The 18,683-nt window shown below is 67.5% G+C and carries 18 protein-coding genes; 11 read left to right on the forward strand and 7 right to left on the reverse strand.

All coding sequences use genetic code 11. The features are described 5' to 3' along the window. Window positions 1-224: 224 nt before the first annotated feature. From gndA to STRVI_RS30475, 5 genes are all read right to left on the reverse strand, one after another. The gene (gene gndA / locus STRVI_RS30455) at window positions 225-1,664 is read right to left on the reverse strand and encodes an NADP-dependent phosphogluconate dehydrogenase (protein WP_014059423.1); all 1,440 of its coding nucleotides are present in this window, start codon (window positions 1,662-1,664) and stop codon (window positions 225-227) included. A 57-nt stretch (window positions 1,665-1,721) separates the two neighbouring features. Then, window positions 1,722-2,627 (reverse strand): helix-turn-helix transcriptional regulator, encoded by a 906-nt coding sequence (locus STRVI_RS30460; protein WP_014059424.1) that lies wholly within the window; start codon window positions 2,625-2,627, stop codon window positions 1,722-1,724. 54 nt (window positions 2,628-2,681) lie between these two features. Then, entirely contained in the window at window positions 2,682-3,137 is a 456-nt protein-coding gene (locus tag STRVI_RS30465) for a nuclear transport factor 2 family protein (RefSeq protein WP_014059425.1), read from the reverse strand. A 297-nt stretch (window positions 3,138-3,434) separates the two neighbouring features. After that, the gene (locus tag STRVI_RS30470) at window positions 3,435-3,911 is read right to left on the reverse strand and encodes a peroxiredoxin (protein WP_014059426.1); all 477 of its coding nucleotides are present in this window, start codon (window positions 3,909-3,911) and stop codon (window positions 3,435-3,437) included. 131 nt (window positions 3,912-4,042) lie between these two features. After that, window positions 4,043-4,921, reverse strand: coding sequence for an alpha/beta fold hydrolase (locus STRVI_RS30475; RefSeq protein ID WP_014059427.1), 879 nt, complete (start codon window positions 4,919-4,921; stop codon window positions 4,043-4,045). 251 nt (window positions 4,922-5,172) lie between these two features. Here STRVI_RS30475 and STRVI_RS30480 point away from each other — a divergent pair, with 251 nt between their 5' ends. From STRVI_RS30480 to STRVI_RS56165, 6 genes are all read left to right on the forward strand, one after another. Continuing rightward, complete coding sequence (locus STRVI_RS30480; RefSeq protein ID WP_043236786.1) at window positions 5,173-5,763, forward strand: TetR/AcrR family transcriptional regulator; 591 nt, start codon at window positions 5,173-5,175, stop codon at window positions 5,761-5,763. Between the two features lie 68 nt (window positions 5,764-5,831). Further along, window positions 5,832-6,671: a helix-turn-helix transcriptional regulator gene (locus STRVI_RS30485; protein ID WP_014059429.1), complete on the forward strand. Its 840-nt coding sequence runs from the start codon at window positions 5,832-5,834 to the stop codon at window positions 6,669-6,671. 98 nt (window positions 6,672-6,769) lie between these two features. Continuing rightward, window positions 6,770-7,750 (forward strand): helix-turn-helix transcriptional regulator, encoded by a 981-nt coding sequence (locus tag STRVI_RS30490; RefSeq protein ID WP_014059430.1) that lies wholly within the window; start codon window positions 6,770-6,772, stop codon window positions 7,748-7,750. Between the two features lie 151 nt (window positions 7,751-7,901). After that, window positions 7,902-8,930, forward strand: a complete 1,029-nt coding sequence (locus STRVI_RS30495; RefSeq protein ID WP_014059431.1) for a saccharopine dehydrogenase family protein — start codon at window positions 7,902-7,904, stop codon at window positions 8,928-8,930. A gap of 174 nt (window positions 8,931-9,104) precedes the next feature. After that, on the forward strand, window positions 9,105-9,326 hold the full coding sequence (locus STRVI_RS56160; RefSeq protein ID WP_353477055.1) for a hypothetical protein: 222 nt from the start codon (window positions 9,105-9,107) through the stop codon (window positions 9,324-9,326). Window positions 9,327-9,338: 12 nt separating this feature from the next. Further along, window positions 9,339-9,662: a hypothetical protein gene (locus tag STRVI_RS56165; RefSeq protein WP_353477056.1), complete on the forward strand. Its 324-nt coding sequence runs from the start codon at window positions 9,339-9,341 to the stop codon at window positions 9,660-9,662. A gap of 270 nt (window positions 9,663-9,932) precedes the next feature. On the opposite strand, the gene STRVI_RS30505 is transcribed toward STRVI_RS56165, so the two are convergent. Beyond that, entirely contained in the window at window positions 9,933-10,367 is a 435-nt protein-coding gene (locus STRVI_RS30505; RefSeq protein WP_014059433.1) for an integrase core domain-containing protein, read from the reverse strand. 33 nt (window positions 10,368-10,400) lie between these two features. On the opposite strand from STRVI_RS30505, the gene STRVI_RS30510 reads away from it, so the two are divergent. Then, window positions 10,401-11,492 (forward strand): integrase core domain-containing protein, encoded by a 1,092-nt coding sequence (locus tag STRVI_RS30510; RefSeq protein WP_014059434.1) that lies wholly within the window; start codon window positions 10,401-10,403, stop codon window positions 11,490-11,492. Between the two features lie 32 nt (window positions 11,493-11,524). On the opposite strand, the gene STRVI_RS56505 is transcribed toward STRVI_RS30510, so the two are convergent. Next, complete coding sequence (locus STRVI_RS56505) at window positions 11,525-11,674, reverse strand: Lsr2 family DNA-binding protein (protein WP_435532629.1); 150 nt, start codon at window positions 11,672-11,674, stop codon at window positions 11,525-11,527. A gap of 228 nt (window positions 11,675-11,902) precedes the next feature. Here STRVI_RS56505 and STRVI_RS55680 point away from each other — a divergent pair, with 228 nt between their 5' ends. From STRVI_RS55680 to STRVI_RS30535, 4 genes are all read left to right on the forward strand, one after another. Then, the gene (locus tag STRVI_RS55680; RefSeq protein ID WP_286012063.1) at window positions 11,903-12,028 is read left to right on the forward strand and encodes a hypothetical protein; all 126 of its coding nucleotides are present in this window, start codon (window positions 11,903-11,905) and stop codon (window positions 12,026-12,028) included. Window positions 12,029-13,193: 1,165 nt separating this feature from the next. Beyond that, window positions 13,194-13,514: an SseB family protein gene (locus STRVI_RS30525; protein WP_251982774.1), complete on the forward strand. Its 321-nt coding sequence runs from the start codon at window positions 13,194-13,196 to the stop codon at window positions 13,512-13,514. Then, window positions 13,501-14,055 carry a hypothetical protein gene (locus tag STRVI_RS30530; protein WP_043236793.1) on the forward strand — a complete coding sequence of 185 codons (555 nt, stop codon included), beginning with the start codon at window positions 13,501-13,503 and terminating at the stop codon, window positions 14,053-14,055. The genes STRVI_RS30525 and STRVI_RS30530 overlap by 14 nt, the downstream gene beginning before the upstream one ends. Next, entirely contained in the window at window positions 14,052-18,599 is a 4,548-nt protein-coding gene (locus STRVI_RS30535; RefSeq protein ID WP_014059438.1) for a putative T7SS-secreted protein, read from the forward strand. The genes STRVI_RS30530 and STRVI_RS30535 overlap by 4 nt, the downstream gene beginning before the upstream one ends. Window positions 18,600-18,683: the final 84 nt, after the last annotated feature.

An 18,683-nucleotide genomic window follows, 5' to 3' on the forward strand; every position in this document is an offset into this window, starting at 1 on the left:
GAAAGAGAGCGGTGGGTTGTGGACACCACACTCGCTCACGGGGCAGTGAAGAGGGAGGCTGTGTGAGGGTGGGTGTCCCGCACCCAGGCAAGGGCCCGGACCTGTGCGAAGACCACTCTCTGCGTCGCTGGAGACGTTCGGGATCGAGGCTCGGTGCGACGCAGTGCTCGGCCGGGGGCGTGGAGGCCGGTGTCGGCTGGTCGGTGCCGGCCGAGGCCTGACGCTCAGATGTGCGTCTCGGGGCGGTCGGGCCGCGCCCAGTGGGTGTGGAAGCTGCCTTCCTTGTCGGTGCGCTGGTAGGTGTGGGCGCCGAAGTAGTCGCGCTGTCCCTGGATCAGTGCGGCGGGCAGCCGTTCGGCGCGCAGGGTGTCGTAGTAGGACAGGGCCGCGGTGAATGCGGGGGTGGGCACGCCGCGCCGGGCGGTGGTGGCGACCACCTCGCGCCAGGGGACCTGGGCCGCGGTGATCTCCTGTGCGAAGGCCGGCTCGGCAAGCAGGCTGACGAGGTGGGGGTCGGCCGCGTGGGCGGTGCGGATGCGGTCGAGGAAGGCGGCGCGGATGATGCAGCCGCCCCGCCAGATGCCGGCCACCGCTCCGAAGTCGATGTCCCAGCGGTAGGCAAGGGCGGCGTCCTGGATCATCTTGAAGCCCTGGTCGTAGGCGATCACCTTGGAGGCGTACAGCGCCTGTTCCACCTGGGCCGTGAAGCGCTCGGCCTCGGACCGTGTCAGCGGGATCGGTGTGCCGCCGGGCAGCGGCCGGTAAGCGGCCCTCAATGCCGGCTGACTGGACGCGGCGCGGGCGAAGGTCGCCTGCGCGATGGCGGTGACGGGGGATCCCAGGTCCAGTGCGGTCTGCACGGTCAAGCGGCCGGTGCCCTTCTCACCCGCCGCGTCGGCGATCACGTCGGCGAACGGGCGCCCGGTGCCGGCATCCGTGTGGGAGAGGACCTCGGCGGTGATCTCGATCAGGTAGGAGTTCAGGCGCCCCTTGTTCCAGGTGCGGAAGATTCCGGCGATCTCGGCGGGGCTGTACTGCGCTACTTGGCGCAGCAGGTCGTAGGCCTCCGCGATGAGCTGCATGTCGGCGTACTCGATGCCGTTGTGGACCATCTTCACGAAGTGGCCGGCGCCATCGGACCCGATGTGGGTGCTGCAGGGCTCCCCGTCGACGTGAGCGCTGATCGTCTCGAACATGGGGCCGAGGACGGCGTAGGACTCCTTGGAGCCGCCCGGCATGATGGACGGCCCGTTGAGCGCGCCCTCCTCGCCGCCGGAGATGCCCGCTCCGACAAAGTGGATGCCGCGCTCCTGCAGGGCGGCCTCTCGGCGGCGGGTGTCGGCGAAGTGGGCGTTCCCACCGTCGATGATCATGTCGCCGGGCTCCAGGAGCAGGGCGAACTCGTCGAGGACCGCGTCCGTGGCGACCCCCGCCTGCACCATGATCATGAGTCGGCGTGGGCGCTGCAGGGCGTCCACGAACTCCCGCGCCGTTTTGGCCGGCACGAAAGTGCCCTCATCGCCGAACTCCTCCACGAGGGACCGGGTCCGGGCCGCGGTCCGGTTGTGGACGGCGACGGTGTAGCCGTGGCGGGCGAAGTTGCGGGCCAGGTTGCGGCCCATCACCGCGAGTCCGGTGACGCCGATGTGCGCTTGCGCGTTCATGCTGCTCTCTTTCTGTGGTGCCTGTGCGGCGTGGAACGACTGGGGTGTGCACGACTGTCAGGGGTGCTGTGGGCCCATGGCCGTGAGGTAGGTGAGGGCCTGTGCGCTGCGGCCGCCCGGGGCGGGAGTTCCGATCAGCAGTTGCTGTCCCGGGGCGGCCGGTGCGCTGACGACGCGGTAGGTGAGCTCGATGCGCCCGGCAGCGGGGTGGACGACGGTCCCGTACGCGCGGTCGAGTGCGGTTGCCGTGTCGCCCGCGCAGTGGCCGGTGAAGTCGGCCATTTGTGGTGACAGTTCGGCGATGAGGTCCTCGATCTCGGTGTCGTCCGGCAACCAAAGGGCATTGCGGCGCAGGGCGAGCAGGGAGACGGTCACGGCCAGGGGCCACTGGGCGAAGTAGGTCTTTGCCCGCGGGTGGGTGAAGAGGATCCGGGTCAGGTTCAGTGCGCCGCCAGCGCACTCGGCGCCGTCGGTGAAGGGTGACAGCAGGGCCTGTGCCGGGGCGTTGGCCGCCAGGATGTCGAGGCAGGGGCTCAGCACGTAAGCCGCTGCCTGGTGGGATGCCTCCAACAGCTGAAGGAGTGGTGGCGGCACACGCTCGCGTGCGCAGTCGGAGCGCAGACTCGGGTTGAGTCCGGCGAGACGGAACAGATGGGCTCGCGCGTCCGGCGCCAACTGCAGCGCCCGGCCGAGGGCTTCGACCGTCTGGGGCGAGGGGTTTCGCTCCCGGCCCTGCTCCAGCCGGCTGTAGTGGTCGGCGCTGACTCCCGACAGGACGGACACCTCCTGCCGGCGAAGACCCTCGACCCTGCGGGTACGACGGCCGGTGCTCAGGCCGACGTCCGCGGGCATCAGCCGGGAGCGTGTGGTCCGCAGGAACTCCCCAAGCGGGTTGTCCTGTGACCGCGCGCCGTTGTCGCGCGCGGAGCCCGGGGGCGGCGCGGCCGGTACCTGCATGCGCATCTGCGTTCCTTCCCGGCGCAGCGCACCCCTACAGGGCGTGCCCGCCGACGAACTTCAGACGGCGGGCTGTTCCTTGAGGTGGTAGCGGGTGTCGCCGGTGAAGTCGATGGTGACCTCCCGCCGGGCGAAAGACCACGCGCCCTCCCGCCGCTGGAAGCGGTCGCGGTACCGGCCGCCCGCCACCATCTGCAGCGGCAGGAGACCGGGCACCGACTGGAGGATGTTGTAGTAGGAGCCCGCGACGGCAGTGTCGTCGTCCTCGTTCACCTCGATGAGGATGTTCGTCGTGATGTGCCGGGTACGCAGCGTCCCGTCGTCGTGGACGACGAGCATCGAGCCGATCAGGTCCTCGATGGCCTTCGCGCCGCGCAGGCTCATCTCCCCGGACACGAAGTCGGCCTCATCGAAGAGAGCACCGAATCCTGCGAAGTCGCCCTCGTCCACGAGGTGCGAGTACCGGGCGATGAGGTTCTCGATCTGCCGGGCGCTGGAGAGGGAGGCAGAAGACATGGCAGTGGCCTTTCAGCGGAGGATCGTGCCCGCCCCGTCCGGGCGGGCACCCTGAGTCTTTCTCCGCTGCGCCGGGCCAGGAAGGACGTGTGAACCTGGGTGTGACACACCCAGGTTCAGCGGTCCGGCCCGGGGCTGGATCCGCGCATCGCCGGCTGCGGGCGGCAACGGGGCCGATCGTGGTCCGCCCGGTACCGCGCGCTCCGCGGGCCTCCAGGGCACGGGGCGCCCCAGCCGCGCCGGGATGGTGTGCCCGTCATGGCGGGGGGGGTGTGGCCGGTGCTCCCGGTCGGTCGTTCAGAGGAGAGCGAGTTCGGCGGTGAGCTTTTCCAGGGGCTGGTAGGTGAGTCCGACGAGTGCCGTGTGCTTCCAGGCGATCCGTCCACCCGGTACGATCAGGAATACCGAGCGGCGCAGGCCGACGCCGGGGGCCGCGATGCCGAACAACCTGGCCACCTCGCGATCCGGATCGCTGAGCAGGGGCAGACGGAGGTCGTTCTTGCGGGCGAATTCCTCATGGCTGTCGACGTCTTGGGGACTGATGCCCCAGACCTCCGCACCCAGATCAGTGAACTGCTCAAGACCGCTGGAGTAGGAGCACAGCTGCTTGGTGCAGACGCCCGAGTTGTCCTGGGGATAGAAGGCGAGCACCAGGGGGTGTTCGCGCGCGGCGATGAACGTGTAGGTCCCCCGGGTGAACTCATCTCCCTTCAGCACGCCTCCGGAGAGGACGAATTCAGGTGCCAGGTTGCCTGTGTCGATCGAGCCGGCCATATGTATCTCCTCATGCGAGGCCACACGACTCGCGCGGATTGCCCGGACGAGTCGTGTGGGGATGTTCCCAGGTAGGGGGGGGTGTGAGGGGCGCAGGGGTCAGCGAGGTCGCGTGAGCGGCCCTCCCTGTGTCAGCGGGTGGCCGTCGCGGCGTGCAGGATCAGGCTGGTCACGGTGTCCGGGCGGGTGAGCATCACGGCGTGCGGCGCGTTGACCTCGGCGATGTGCGCATGGGCGCGCTCGGCCATGAAGCGCTGGGTGGCCGGGGGCAGGGCGTGGTCCTGGCGCGTCATCAAGTACCAGGAGGGGATGTCTTGCCAGGCGGCGTCGGTGACGGTCTCCTCCAGCGCCGCGGCGTTGATCGGCCGCTGCACGGCGGCAAGGCTGTTGGCCTTGCGCGCGGACAGGGAACCGGCGAACACGTCACGGTACTTGTCGGGCTTGATGTACACGTCCACGCCGCTCGCGCCGTTGCCCGCGTCGAAGGGGATGGGATTCAGCGCGTCGGGGGTGGCGTGGGAGCCCGGGTCCTTGGCGGCCAGCGCGCCGACCGTCTCGCCCTTGGCCGGGGCGAAGGCAGCGGCGTAGACGAGTGCCTTCACGTTGTGCTCCTGGGCGGCCGCCTCGCTGATGACCGCGCCGCCGTAGGAGTGTCCGACCAGGACCACGGGGCCGTCGATGCTCTCGATGCGGCTCTTGACGTAGGCGGCGTCAGAGGCGAGCCCGCGCAGGGGGTTGGCGAGCGCTTGCACGGGATAGCCCTGGGCCTGCAGCCGGTCGATCACCGGGCTCCAGCTGGAGGAGTCGGCCCAGGCGCCGTGCACGAGCACAACGGTCGGCTTGGTGGCCGCGTGCGAAGAGGTGCCGGCAGCCGAGACAGCCGCCGGCCCCGCACCGGACGCGCCATGGGCAAGGGTCGGCACCGCGGCGGCGGCCAGGGCGGTAGCAGCGGCAAGGGCGAGCAGGGCGCGGCGCGAACGGCGCGCGGGCTGGGTGTGACGACGGGACATGGGTGTGCCTTCTTCGCATCAGTGGCAGGAGGAAGCCCGCAGAATCTTAGGGAGACAGAACGTTCTCTCCGCCTTGGACCGTAGCGCGCACTGTCCCGGCGGTCAACGTGACATGTGGATAGCGAGTGGCTCCGCACACCTCACTGTTGACCGCTTGTGAGGCATACAGAGGCAGGGCATTGAGACAGGGTGAGGGGACGAGTCGCGCGGGGCGGATCCGGGTAGAACGGCCGTTCCAGTACAGTGGGGCTGTGAACGCATCCCACTCCTCCGCGGCAGCGTCTCCGGCCCGTACCCGGTTGCTGGAGACGGCTTCCAACGTCTTCTACGCCGACGGCATCCGCCACGTCGGCGTGGACCGCATCATCGCCGAGGCCCAGGTCACCCGGGCCACCTTCTACCGGCACTTCCCCAGCAAGGAAGACCTCGTACTCGCCCATGTCGAGCAGCGCGACCAGCAAATCAGGTCAGCGGTGACGGAGGCCTTCCGGACGACCACTGATCCCGAAGCCCTGCTCATCATGTTGATGGCAGGCATCGGGGAGGAGATCTGCGGCCCCGGATTCCGGGGCTGCCCGTTCATCAACGCCGCCGCCGAGTACCCCGACCCCGAGCACCCCGTCCGGCAAGCCGTCCAGGCCCACCGGTCCTGGTTCCGGCAGACCGTCCAGAACCTCGTCGCCGCCGCGGGCTGTCCGGACAGCGAGCACACCACCGCCGTGCTGGTGCTGCTGCGGGACGGAGCGATGGCCGGGGGCAACCTGGACGATCCCGCCTCAGTGCGCGATCACCTGATGCGGACGGCGCGTGCCGTCCTGGCAGAGGGGCGCAGCGTCCGGTAGCACCGGCCACAGCGCCGTTTTCCTCGTCGCCCCTTTCCGCCGTCCCTCACGAGCCAGTAGGTCGGAAAATGCAGCAAGCACAGAACGAACTCGGCGCCTTCCTGCGGGCGAACCGCGCCCGCACCGAGCCCGCCGACGTGGGCTTGCCCCCCGGCGGCGGCAGCCGCAGAGTGAAAGGGCTGCGCCGGGAGGAAGTAGCTGTCCTGGCCGGGGTGAGCGTCGACTACTACGCGCGCCTGGAGCAGGGGCGTGAGCGCAACCCCTCACCGCAGGTCATCGACGCGGTCGGGCGGGCCATGCGGCTGATGCCGGATGCGCGCACCCATCTCTTCCGGCTGGCGGGCCTGCACCCGGCGCTCACCTCGGCCGCGGACCGCGATCTGGTCCACCCCTCCCTGCTGCACCTGCTGGACGCCTTCCCTGCGGCCGCCGCCTACGTGCTGAGCCCGGCCTTCGACATCCTGGCGAAGAACGCCGTCGCCGCCGTGCTCCTCGCCCCCTTCGACGGCACCTCGAACATGGTCCGCGTACTGTTCCACCACCCCCGAGCGCGCGAGGTCTTCGTCGAATGGCCGACGGTGGCGCGCGCCACCGTGCAGGCCCTGCGACTGCACGGGGGCCGATTCCCCGACGACCCGGGCATCATCGACCTCGTGTCCGAACTGTCCGCGACATCAGCAAAGTTCCGGGAACTGTGGCAGGACAACGAGGTGGAGAACATGGCCCGCGCGTTCAAGGTGTTCGTGCTCCCCGAGACCGGCCGCATCGAACTGACCTACCAGACCTTTGACGTCCATGACGCCCCCGGACAGCAGCTCCTGGTCGGCGTTCCCGAGCCCGGCAGCGCCAGCGCCGCCGCGATCGAATCCCTCAGGACGCCGGCCGAGCGCGGTGCGAGCACCGCATGATGCCCCACCGAAGCGGCACCGCTGAGACGGCGGCTTTCTGCCCTGAGCGCCAGGTACACGTGACCGCGCCGCCCGTGGCACCCGAGTAGGTTCGTTCCGTGATCACTACCTCTGCCCGGCTGCTGCGCCTGGTCTCACTGCTCTCGTCCAGGCCCACCTGGTCGAACGCGGAGCTGGCCCGGCACCTGGACGTCACCGAGCGCACGGTACGCCGGGACATCGACCGGCTGCGCGAACTCGGCTACGGCGTTCAGTCGATCCCCGGCCCGGGCGGCGGCTACCGCTTCGGCGCCGGCAACCGCATGCCGCCGCTGAACCTGGACGACGACGAGGTGTTCGCCGTGGCCATGGCGCTGCGGGAAGCAGCACAGGGCGCGGCACTAGGCGCCGATCCGGCAGCCCTGTCGGCCCTGCTGAAGCTGCGGCAGATCCTGCCCGCCCGGATGGCGAAGCGCCTGGAGAGCCTGGACGCCACCGTCGAACACACCCCGCGCTGCGAGTCCCCCCGGGCCTCCGCCGATGTGCTGTTCCTGCTGGCCTCCGTGTGCCGGGCATCCGAACGCGCCACACTCACCTACCGCGACGCGCACGGCACCACCACGGTCCGGTGCGTCGACCCGTACCGCCTGGTCCACACCGGCGTCCACTGGTACTTCGTGGCCCGCGACGTCGAACATGCCACCTGGCGGACCTTCCGTGCCGACCGGGTGGTCGACGTCGAGTCCACCGGCGACATGGTGGACCTGAGCGATGCCCCGGACGCAGCCCGGCTGGTCTCCGACACCATCACCCGCACCGGCTACCCCTTCTTCGCCCGCGTACGGCTCCCGCTGTCCTTCGACGACTCCCGACGGCTGGTGGCCCCCATCGTCGCCACCCACGAACCCGACGGACCGGACCACACGATCATCACCATCGGCGGAGCCGAACCTGACCAACTCGCCGGCTACCTGCTCAGCCTGCGCACACCGCTGGAAGTCCTGTCCCCCGACTCCGTCCGCGAAGCACTGCTCGCCCGCCTCGACGCCCTCTATCGCGGCAACGACGCACCACGACCGGGTTCCGGCGAGACGCAGTAACAACCCGCCGGGCGCCACACATCAGCCCGGGAGAGACCAGGACCGAAGCTGTCCGGATCTGCTCCTAGCCTGAATACGAGGCACACACCGCCGAGCATCGAACCGTTTGGCCGGGCCTTCCCCCTCAGCATTCTTCTCACAGGAGCACACCATGGCAGCCATCCCCCGCCTGCTCGTCTACGGAGCTACCGGCTACACCGGCAAGCTCGTCGCGGAACACGCCAAGCAGTCGGGCCTCGATGTCGTCGTGGCAGGCCGCAACCGGGAGCGCGTCACCGCGCTCGGCAAAGAACTCGGCGTCGAAAGCCGCGCGTTCGCACTCGACGACCCACAGATCCTGCACGCCGCGCTCGACGACATCACCGTGGTCCTGAACGTCGCCGGACCCTTCCGCCACACCGCACGCCCGCTGATGGACGCCAGCATCAACGCCGGCGTCCACTACGTCGACACCACCGCCGAATACGACGTCTTCGCCGCCGCACACTCCCGGCACACCGAGGCCCAGGCAGCCGGCGTGATGCTCATGCCCGGCGCCGGGTGGGACGTCGTCCCCAGCGACAGCATCGCCACCCACACCGCCACGCGCGTCACCGACCCCGTCAGCCTCCGCCTCGCCCTCAAACTCCTCAGCGCCACCCCCGAAGAGGCCCAGGGCCTGAACCTCTTCTCCCGCGGATCCATCATCAGCGCAACCGAAGGCATCGGCGACCTGGGAGTACTCGTCCGCACCGACGGAGACATCGTCGCCTTGCCGGAGCCGAAGGTCGCCTCCTTCGACTTCGGCGACAACGGCCCCGAAGAAGCCGTGTCCGCATCCATGGGCGACCTGATCACCAGCCACTTCGCCACCGGCATCCCCTCGATCGAGGTCTACGTCCAAGCCGGGCAGCCACTGCCCATCGACCTTGACCTCTCCGCACTGCCCGACGGACCCACCGCCCAGGAACGGGAAGTAGGCCGCAGCAAGGTCGTCGCCGAAGTGACCGGCCGGAACGGCAGCGTGGCCCGCTCCATCATCGACACACCCACCGGCTACCGATACACCCAGCTGTCCTCCGTGGAAATCGCCCGCCGCGTACTCGCCGGCTCCTTCACACCGGGCTTCCAGTCACCTTCCTCCGCCTACGGCCCCGAAATCGCCCTCGCTATCGCCGATACACAGATCAAGGACCTCTAGTTGCCCGCGACCGTGCATCTGGACCAGTTGCGACTGGAGGGCACCTGCTCCTTCGACAATGTCCCGCCCAGCACGTACTGGCTGCGCTGACGCCCCATGCGGTACGCCCATCGCCGCACCCTTGCCGAAGAACATCACTGGCGTGCAAGCCAGCCAGCAGCCCGGGGCTGGAACGTGGCAGTGCTCGGAGCCGTTCATGTCGGTCCGGCGTACCGGGCGCTGCGCAAGGCGTTCGAGGATGGCAAGAGCAAACCGGGGGCCGCCGATTTCTACTACGGCGAGATGGAGATGCGCCCCCACGACCGCACCGGCACCACCCGCCCCGAACGCGGACTGGTGCACGGCTTTGGGACACTGTCCGGCTACAGCTTGCGCGCCTCCCGTGCTCTGGGCTGACTCGCTACCGCCATGCTCGTCACCATCGTGCTGCTGGTGGGCTTCGGACTCCCGAAGGACTCCCCGAAGCAGGAAGCGACTGTCGCCATGCTGCCCGGCGGAGGCAGGGTCACCTTCGAGATAGAAAAGGACGACCCGCAAAACCCCACCGGGAACAGGTTCACCGGCGATCGCTTCGAGAAGGCCCTCAACGTGACGCTCAACTCAGTCGTGTTCCGCTCCAGCGGACAGGACTTGACCACCGCAGGCACCCACATTGAGATGGCGTCCCGCGTAACCGAGCCCGTCCTTCTCGGCCTTGCGGTCCTGGCCGTCCGTAACCACATCAAACGCTGACTATGAGGAACTGCGGAATGCCTTCCGGCGGGAGAGCTCGGCAGCATAGCCAGCTCGTATGGATCCCGCCTCCTTGGTCCACTTCTCAGCCCGTGAGATGTGGATGCCGAGTAGGCGGCTGAGGACGATGGCGGGAAGCTCGGCAGAGAGCTCCATCAGCGTGGTGTTGCGGGCAGGCCGCGCCCGCATTCCCAGTGCGGTGACTTTACGCATGAGCTGACGACTGCTGATCGGCTGCCCTGTGCTTACCGATAACTTCATCCGTGCAGGTCATGCGGCATGCTGGTATTCGTGGAGGAGGCCGCCGAGGCGATCACGTCGTCGGATGTCGAGGCGGGCTAATGTGTCCGGGTCGTCGATCGGCGCAGGTAATGGGTGCAGTGGGCGGGCGTTGGCGATGCCCTGGTGTGGTCGGTGTGCGTTGTAGAACTGCTCGAACTCTCGTAGGGCGTGGAGCAGGTGCCGGTGGTTCCAGATCAAGGTGCGGTCCAGGAGTTCGCGTCGGCAGGTCTGCACCCACCGTTCCATGATCGAGTTCATTCTCGGCATCCGAACGCCGCTGAGCACGACCTCGATCCCCGCATCCGCCAGGACGGCATCGAACAGGTCGGGGAACTTTGCGGGTGCCGATAAATCATCCACGCAGGTCGGGAGACTGATCGCGGATCTCCAGTTCTCCTCGACCTTCACGCCGGGTGCCTTCACCCGCTCAGGGTCCTGGCGGCATCATGATCTGTCGTGCTGCTGCGCCTGGCCTACCTCACCGCGACCAACGCCCTTGCCTTCCTACGCCTCCTGCCGATGAGCGACAGAGACAAGGACATCGAGATCCTCGTACTCCGGCACCAACTGCTCGTCCTCCAGCGCCAGGTCGGCAAACCGACCCTCACCGACAGCGACCGCGCCATCCTCGCCGGCCTGCTCCACCACCTCCCCAAAGACAGACTGCGGCACCTTCTGCTGCTGGTCCGCCCCGACACAGTGTTGCGCTGGCATCGCAATCTGCTCAGGCGACGCCATGCCACGACCTGCGTACCCAAGCGACGCGGACGCCCACGCACCATCCGATCGATCCGCGCCCTGACCCTGCGCCTGGCCAGGGAAAATGCCTCGAGGGGATATCGCCGGATCCACGGCGAACTCGCCGCACTGGGGATCAGGGTCGCCGCCTCCACTGTCTGGGAGATCCTCCGCGAGCATGGCGTCCCGCCCGCACCCGCACGGCAGAGCACCACCTGGGCCGACTTTCTCCGCAGCCAGGCCAAGGCTCTTCTCGCCTGCGATCTGTTCGAAGTCCGCACTCTGACGGGGGCGCGCCTCTACGTCTTCGCTGTCATCGAGCACACCACCCGTCGCATCCGGATCCTCGGCGCCACGGCACACCCCACCGCGGAGTGGATCGTGCAGCTCGGACGCAACCTGCTGATGGATCTCGAGGACGCGGGTGCGAGGGCACGGTTCCTGATCCGCGACCGGGACTCGAAGTTCACAACTGCCTTCGACGTCCTCATGGCCGATGCCGGTCTCAAGGTCGTCACCACCGGTATTCGGATACCACGGATGAACTCGGTCATGGAGCGCTGGATACAGACCTGCCGCACCGAACTCCTGGACCGGACCTTGATCTGGAACCAGAGCCACCTCCTCCACGCACTGCGCGAGTACGAATCCTTCTACAACGAGCACCGCCCGCACAGGGCCCTGGAACAAGCCGCTCCATGCCGCCCACTACCCGCACCCATCACCCAACAAGCCCAACTCGCCCACCTGAAAATCGACCGACGAGACCGACTCGGCGGAACCCTCCACGAGTACGGACGTGCCGCATGACCAGGCCGGATGTTTTATCGGCACCCGCAGGGTCAGTGGGAGGCGTCGAGCGCGTCTCGGATTTCCTTGGGGACGCGACCGCGGTCGTTCACCTCATGGCCGTTCTCGCGAGCCCATGCACGAACCTCTTCCGCACTGGGACCGTCCGCGGCGCCCCTGCGCACCCGGCCCGTCTCCTTCATACGGCCCAGGTTCCGGCCTTTCTCGATAAACGGCCGGAGAGCCGCGTCCAGTTTGTCGCAGTTCTCCGGAGCGAAGACGAACTCCTCGCCACCCTGGGCAGGCTTCTGACCGATACGGAGATACCGATACGACTCCGCGTCGCCGGAGTCATCGTTCTCCTCTACGCACAACCGCTGAGCCGCGTCGTCCGGCTCACCCTCGACGACTTCATCCGCGACGGCGACGCCGTGCTGCTACGACTCGGCGAGCCGCCCTCGCCCGTTCCCGCGCCGGTCGCCGCCCCGCTGCTGGAGCACATCACGAACCGCGGCAACATGAACACCGCCACCAACCCGGCGTCCCGCTGGCTCTAACCCGGCCGCCGGACCGGCCAGTCACTCGGCCCCAACCACCTGTCCGCGCTCCTGAACAAGGTCGGAATCCCGATCGCCGCCGCGCGCGGCGCCGCCATTCGACAGCAACTCCTCGAACTTCCCGCACCCGTCGTCGCAGACGCTCTCGGCTGGCACGACAAGACCACCAGCCGCCCCGCAACGACAGTTGAATAAGAGAGCCCACCAGTACCGAAGGCCGAGGCCCGACTCCTGCCGAGGAAACTTCGAGCACACCGGCTGGTCACCCCCGGAACGCTGCTGCGTTAGCATCGCCGTCCGGTGACACGGAAGTGGACCTACGGAAGCTGGTCTGCTTGGCACACTATTATTCACACCGAAGCCCCCAGCCGACCGTCTCGCTACTGCGCCACAGAGCCCGATACGGCGCTCACTCCCTGGGAGTGCCCCGTCTGCCGGCGGACGGCAAGGGGCTTTGCCTCGCCTTGGCCCGGCAGGCACCTTGTAGCCGCAACGCCCGAGCGTCGGCCGCCTGCGGAAACACGCCGACCAAGGTCATCACCCGACAGCTCCCCTCCTGTCGCATGGGGAGCACAACGACGTGCTCCCACCCCGAAAGGGGGTCGAGAGCCGACAAGGGGTCCTTATGCCTCTCGATGCCGAGAGCATCCATAGCGGTGGGGTGACCTTGGTGCCCTGTGGTTGACAACGGCGCACAGGAGCGCGGTACAGCACTGTAGGTGTACCGGATCGGGTGACGGACAAACCGGGCGGCATTGACACGTCTGCGAGTTGGGAGCACGAGGGCTCCCAGAGGGCTCCCCATTGCTCCCAGCCCGGAAACGGTTAAGGCCGCTCCCGCTACCCGCAGAAACGGCCTCCGACCTGCGAAAACGCTGGTCGGGACGACAGGATTTGAACCTGCGACCCCTTGACCCCCAGCGGTGCGCCAATTCACCCGTTATCTTCCATTTTAAGACTCTCGCGGACCTGTCGCACCGTCAGGCTCCACACGAAGTCAAAACGCCGCAGTCGTCAAGTGGCAACCCCGTGCGCCCCCGCAGGCGTGGACTCACAGGGAATGTGGGACGTGTGTGCGAGGATTCACGGCGGGTGTTCATTCAGTGACGACCCGAGTGGGCCGGGGAGGGAAGAGTTGTCGTTACGTGATCTGATCCGTGACGAAATGGCCGCGTCGAGGCCTCGTTCGGAGCGGCTGGCGGCGCTGCGTTCGGCGCGGCTGTATTTTCAGCGGCCGGACGAGCCGGGCTTCCTGGTCTCGGATACGGCACAGGGGCCGGTGGTGCCGGTCTTCACCTCCTTGGAACGGCTCGCGCTCTTCGCCGGGCCGTGCGGGTGGGCGTCGACCACCGTGGAAGATCTGGTGGAACTGCTGCCCGAGGGCGTTTGCGCGTTGGTGGACCCGCTGAGCCCACGGGCGTTCGTGCTGGACACCGAAGCGCTCCAGTCCACCGATGGTCAGGGGGAGCGCAGTGGCAGAGCATGACGGGGGAGCATCGAGCTCCGGTGGTCCGAAGCCGGGTGATGGCTACAGGATCGAGATAGCGTCGGTGCGTAAGGTGCTAACGCCGCTGGAGGAGTCCGTCGTCGCCGCCCGCAAGATCAAGGGCGACTGGAAGACGCTGGCCGAGACCATCCAGAATTCGGCCGACTTCGACATCTATGACTCGGCCGAGAAGATGCTCTCGTCCTGGGGTTTCGGTATGGGGCGGGTGGCCGAGCACACGGGCACCGTGGTCGAGACACTCCGGCAGGTCATCGCCGCCTACATCATGGCCGACCTACTGCGCATCAAGGACTTCACACCGACCGCGGACAACATGGCCAAGCTGCCCTTCGGAGAAGCGGGTATCAAGGCGTGGCAGGCCGGGTCCCGGCCGAAGTTCGATCCGCCGCCTGAGATCTATCAGGAGCCGTGGCTCGACGACAGCGGGACCGGCGGCACCCAGGACGTGCCCACCAACCCCCGCAAGCGCTACGACGGCGGCTGGGAAGTCGATGGCGGGTCGAAGGGAACAATCGCATGACCCAGCGCGATGCGACAGAGGGTGGCACGACCGAGCGGATACCTCAGGGGGCGAAGCCATCAGAGGTTATCTACGGCAGTCCGTCGGATATCGAGGACTTGGCGGTCAAACTCCGCGCGTACGCCGGCGCGTTCAAGGACGGGCAGGACAAGTTGGATGTCCTGTCCCTGATGGACTGGACCGGGGCCGGTGCGGAGGGTTTCCAGGACGCGACCCGGAAGCTTCCCAGGGAGCTGGAATCCGCCCAGACCTACTTCAAAGCGGCCGCGAACGCCCTGGACGACTACGCTGAAAAGCTGCGCTCGGTCCACAACCGCGTCAAGCCGATCATCGAGGACGCGGACGACGCCCGGGCCGCCTCCAAGCGTTACTGGAACAAGGTCACGGACTACAACGCCGCGGTCGACCGGAAGGACGATCCGCTGCCGGAACGCCCGCCGCAGGACGACCCGGGCCTGGCGGCACTGGAAGGCTGCTACAGCCGACTGGACAAGCTGGAGAGCGAACTCCAACTCGTCATCGACACGGCCAAACGCAAACTCGACAAAGCCGCCAAGGAAGCCCCGGACAAACCCCCGGCCCCCAAAGGCTGGGACAAGCTCAAGCAGACCCTCGGGGACTACGCCGGCGGAACCGCCGACACCCTGGGCGGCTGGTACGACGATTTCGATGACCTCGTCCACGACGGGCCCGATGGTCTCGGTCTGCAGCTGGCAAGCACCGCAGACGGCGTCGCCTACGCCGCCGAACACCCCAAGGAGTTCGCCAAGGCCGTCACCAACTGGGACGAATGGCAGCGCAACCCCGCCCGCGCCGCCGGCCAGCTCACCCCCGACCTCCTCCTCGCCCTTGCCACCGGCGGCACCGGCGCCGCACGCCGCGGCGCCAACGCGGCCAAGAACGCCACCCAACGCCTACTCAACCGCGAACGCGCACTCCGCCGCGACGGCAGCGCCCGCAAGCGGACGGACAGCGATCCGACCAAGAACAACACGCCCAACGAGGAGCGGCCCAAGACCGGTGAGCCGATCGACGTGGCCACCGGCGAGATGGTCATGTCCGCCACCGACGTCACCCTTCCCGGTGCGCTGCCGCTGGTCCTGGAACGGCACTACGTCTCCGGGCACCCCTGCGGAGGCTGGTTCGGCCACACCTGGGCCGGCACACTCGACCAGCGCCTCGAAATCGACGACACCGGCGTCGTCTACATCACGGACGACGGCATGCTCCTCACCTACCCGGTACCGGAACCCGACGTACCGACCCCGCCAAGCTCTGGGCCCCGCTGGCCACTGTGCTGGGACGGCAAACCCGACGGCACCTTCACCATCACCATCCCGGAGCGCAACCGAACCCTCCACTTCGCCCCACTGCCAGGAGGCGGCCGAGAACTCGCCCTGACTGCGATCACCGACCGGACCGGCGAAGGCGACCGCATCGACGTCACCTACGCCCCGCAAGGCACCCCCACGGAGATCGTCCACTCCGGTGGCTATCGCATCGCGATCGACACAGATCCGAAGCTGCTGCGGATCACAGCCCTGCGCCTGCTGCACGGCGAAGACCATGAGCGCAGCACCACTCTGATCTCCTTCGGCTACACCAAAGCCGGGGACCTGGCAGAGGTCATCAACTCCACTGGCAAGGCGCTGCGGTACCAATACGACAACGAACACCGCGTCACATCATGGACGGACCGCAATGGCACCTCCTATGCCTACGTCTACGATCACCGAGGCCGTGTGCTGCGCGGCATCGGCTCGGACGGCATCCTCTCCGGCCGCCTGCACTACGACACGCAAGCCCGCACCACGCACTACACCGACTCGCAGGGCAACACCACCACCTACGTCTGCAACGATGCCTACAAGGTCATCGCTGAGACCGACCCGCTGGGCAACACCACCCGCACCGAATGGGACGAAACCAACCGCCGTCCCATCGCCATCACAGACCCTCTGGGTCACACCATCCGCTACCGCTACGACGACCAGGACCATCTGATCGCCGTCGAGCGGCCCGATGGCACCGTGACCGAAGCCGTCTACGACGACCAGGGCCTACCTGTCGAGATTCGTGAGCCCGGCGGCTCGGTGTGGCGTCACGTTTACGACGGCCGCGGGGCACGCACGGCCACCACCGATCCAACAGGCGCCACGACTCATTACGCGTACGACGAGAAGGGCCACCTCTCAGCGATCACCGACGCCCTGGGTCACCCCACCCAGATCGCCACCAACGCTGCTGGCCTCCCAGTCGCCATCACCGACCCCCTAGGTCACACCACGCACTTCCGCCGAGGCCCTCACGGCCAGGTCACGGCCGTCACCGACCCCCTAGGTCACACCACCCGCCACGGCTGGACCATCGAAGGCAAACCTGCCTGGCGCGAGAGTCCCGACGGCGGCCGCGAAGTATGGCAATGGGACACCGAAGGCAACCTGGCCCGCCACACCGACCAGGCTGGACACACCACCACCTACACCCACACCCACTTCGATCAGCCCGCCACTCGCACCGACCCGGACGGCGCCCACTACGCCTTCACCTACGACACCGAACTACGTCTCACCACCGTCACCAACCCCCGGGGCGGGCAGTGGCAGTACACGTACGACGCTGCAGGGCGCTTGATCACGGAGACCGACTTCAACGGCGCGACACACACCTACAAGCGCGATGCCGCGGGGCGCCTCACCGCCCGGTCCAATGCTCTCGGCGAAACCCTGCGGTACACCCTCGATACCGCCGGACGCATCATCGCGCAGAACGATGAGACCACCGGCGAGCAGACGACCTACGTCTATGACGCAAACGGCGCCCTGGTCCATGCGGCCACACCAACCACGGAACTGACCCGGGACCGCGACCCACTTGGGCGGGTCATCTCGGAAACCATCAACGGCCACACCACGACCCACAGATACGACGCCCTGGGCCGACGCACTCTCCGCACCACTCCCACGGGGCTGACCTCCATCTGGTCCTGGGACGCGGCAAGCCGCCCGTCCACCCTCACCACCGCCGGCCACACCCTCACCTTCACCCACGACGCCGCCGGCCGCGAAACTCAACGCACCACAGGAGAAGTCGCCCTCACCCAAGGCTGGGACATAGCGGATCGCCTCGCTACCCAGACCATCGCCACCTCGCCTCATGACCTCCTCCAGCATCGCACCTACACCTACCGCCCTGATGGATACGTCACCCAAATCCGCGAACTCACCGCCGGTACACGCAACTTCACGATCGACCCCATGGGGCGGGTGACGGGAGTCCAGGCACACGGCTGGACGGAGAAGTACGCTTTCGACACGGCAGGCAACCAAACCCACGCCACCGCGCCCGACCACGCCGCAGCAGGCGACCGTGTCTACGAAGGCACCATGATTCGCCGCGCGGGCCGGACCATCTACGAACACGACGCCGTCGGCCGCCTGGTCCGCCGCACCCGCAAGCTGCTCAATGGCCAGACACGTACCTGGACGTATGTCTGGAACGCCGAAAACCGCCTCACCAAGGCCACCACTCCGCAGGGCGACCGCTGGTACTACATCTACGACCCCCTCGGCCGCCGCACCGCAAAACAGCTCCTCCAAGACGACGGCACGGTCACCGAGGACATTCTCTTCACCTGGGACACTACTCGCCTGGCTGAGCAGATCACCTCGGATGGAACTGCGACGACCTGGGACTATGCGCCGGGAACCGACCGTCCGATATCCCAATCCACCCACCACGGGCTTGAAAACGTTCCGCAGAGCGCCCACTCACCCCTTGTCTTCTCTGACACCACCCACCAGTCCGAGTACGACACCCGCTTCCACGCGATCATCACGGACCTGGTCGGCACGCCCACCGAACTGGTCACGCCCGATGGCGCCCTTGACTGGCAACTCCGCACCACTGTCTGGGGCACACCCCTGCCTGCACCACAAAGCGGCATGGAGTGCCCACTCCGTTTCCCCGGCCAATACGCAGACCCGGAAACCGGCCTCAGTTACAACCACTTCCGCTACTACGACCCGGAAACCGCCCGCTACATCACGCCGGATCCCCTCGGTCTCAGACCGGCATTCAACCCCGGCGCTTACGTGCACAACCCGTACACGTGGAGCGACCCGCTAGGCCTCGCACCCAAGTGCCCGGTAGCGAAGGCCAAGGCTGCCGTGGACAAGATCATCGAGCGCGCCCAAGAGGGCAAGCTGAGAAAGTCCAGCAACTACCATCCACACTTCGACAGCGACGAACGAGTCTTGGAGATCCTGAAGAACCCGGACGCGGTATACCTCTCCGAAGGCAACCGCGGAAATCTCATATTCCGGCAAGGCGATGACATCGTGGTCACGAAGGGGGCAGGTGCTGGCGCAGGCGATGTCATCACCGGCTACGGCCCGTCCGGAGTCAAGGGAGAATCCGGAGCCGAGGCGCTGGGCGGATCCCCCACCGATCCCGGACACCCGGTATCCCATGACGACATCGTGAACGGTAAAATCCCAGACACCAGGGGTGGCCACATGGCGCCCGCGAAGCAGATCCGATGAGGCGACATTCATGGTGAGGTTCTCGGTCGGCGACACCGTGAATGCTGAAACCACGCGGAACCCGCTGACCTTTACTCCACGATT

The sequence above is a fragment of the Streptomyces violaceusniger Tu 4113 genome, from assembly GCF_000147815.2.
Lineage (GTDB): Bacteria > Actinomycetota > Actinomycetes > Streptomycetales > Streptomycetaceae > Streptomyces > Streptomyces violaceusniger_A.

Excerpts from the sequence above, each read along its gene's own strand:
- STRVI_RS30465 (WP_014059425.1), bottom strand. The coding sequence starts at position 3,137 with ATGTCTTCTGCCTCCCTCTCCAGCGCCCGGCAGATCGAGAACCTCATC.
- STRVI_RS30475 (WP_014059427.1), bottom strand. The coding sequence starts at position 4,921 with ATGTCCCGTCGTCACACCCAGCCCGCGCGCCGTTCGCGCCGCGCCCTG.
- gndA (WP_014059423.1), bottom strand. The coding sequence starts at position 1,664 with ATGAACGCGCAAGCGCACATCGGCGTCACCGGACTCGCGGTGATGGGC.
- STRVI_RS56505 (WP_435532629.1), bottom strand. The coding sequence starts at position 11,674 with ATGAAGGAGACGGGCCGGGTGCGCAGGGGCGCCGCGGACGGTCCCAGT.
- STRVI_RS30495 (WP_014059431.1), top strand. The coding sequence starts at position 7,902 with ATGGCAGCCATCCCCCGCCTGCTCGTCTACGGAGCTACCGGCTACACC.
- STRVI_RS30535 (WP_014059438.1), top strand. The coding sequence starts at position 14,052 with ATGACCCAGCGCGATGCGACAGAGGGTGGCACGACCGAGCGGATACCT.
- STRVI_RS30470 (WP_014059426.1), bottom strand. The coding sequence starts at position 3,911 with ATGGCCGGCTCGATCGACACAGGCAACCTGGCACCTGAATTCGTCCTC.
- STRVI_RS30485 (WP_014059429.1), top strand. The coding sequence starts at position 5,832 with ATGCAGCAAGCACAGAACGAACTCGGCGCCTTCCTGCGGGCGAACCGC.
- STRVI_RS30525 (WP_251982774.1), top strand. The coding sequence starts at position 13,194 with ATGGCCGCGTCGAGGCCTCGTTCGGAGCGGCTGGCGGCGCTGCGTTCG.
- STRVI_RS30460 (WP_014059424.1), bottom strand. The coding sequence starts at position 2,627 with ATGCGCATGCAGGTACCGGCCGCGCCGCCCCCGGGCTCCGCGCGCGAC.
- STRVI_RS56165 (WP_353477056.1), top strand. The coding sequence starts at position 9,339 with ATGCTCGTCACCATCGTGCTGCTGGTGGGCTTCGGACTCCCGAAGGAC.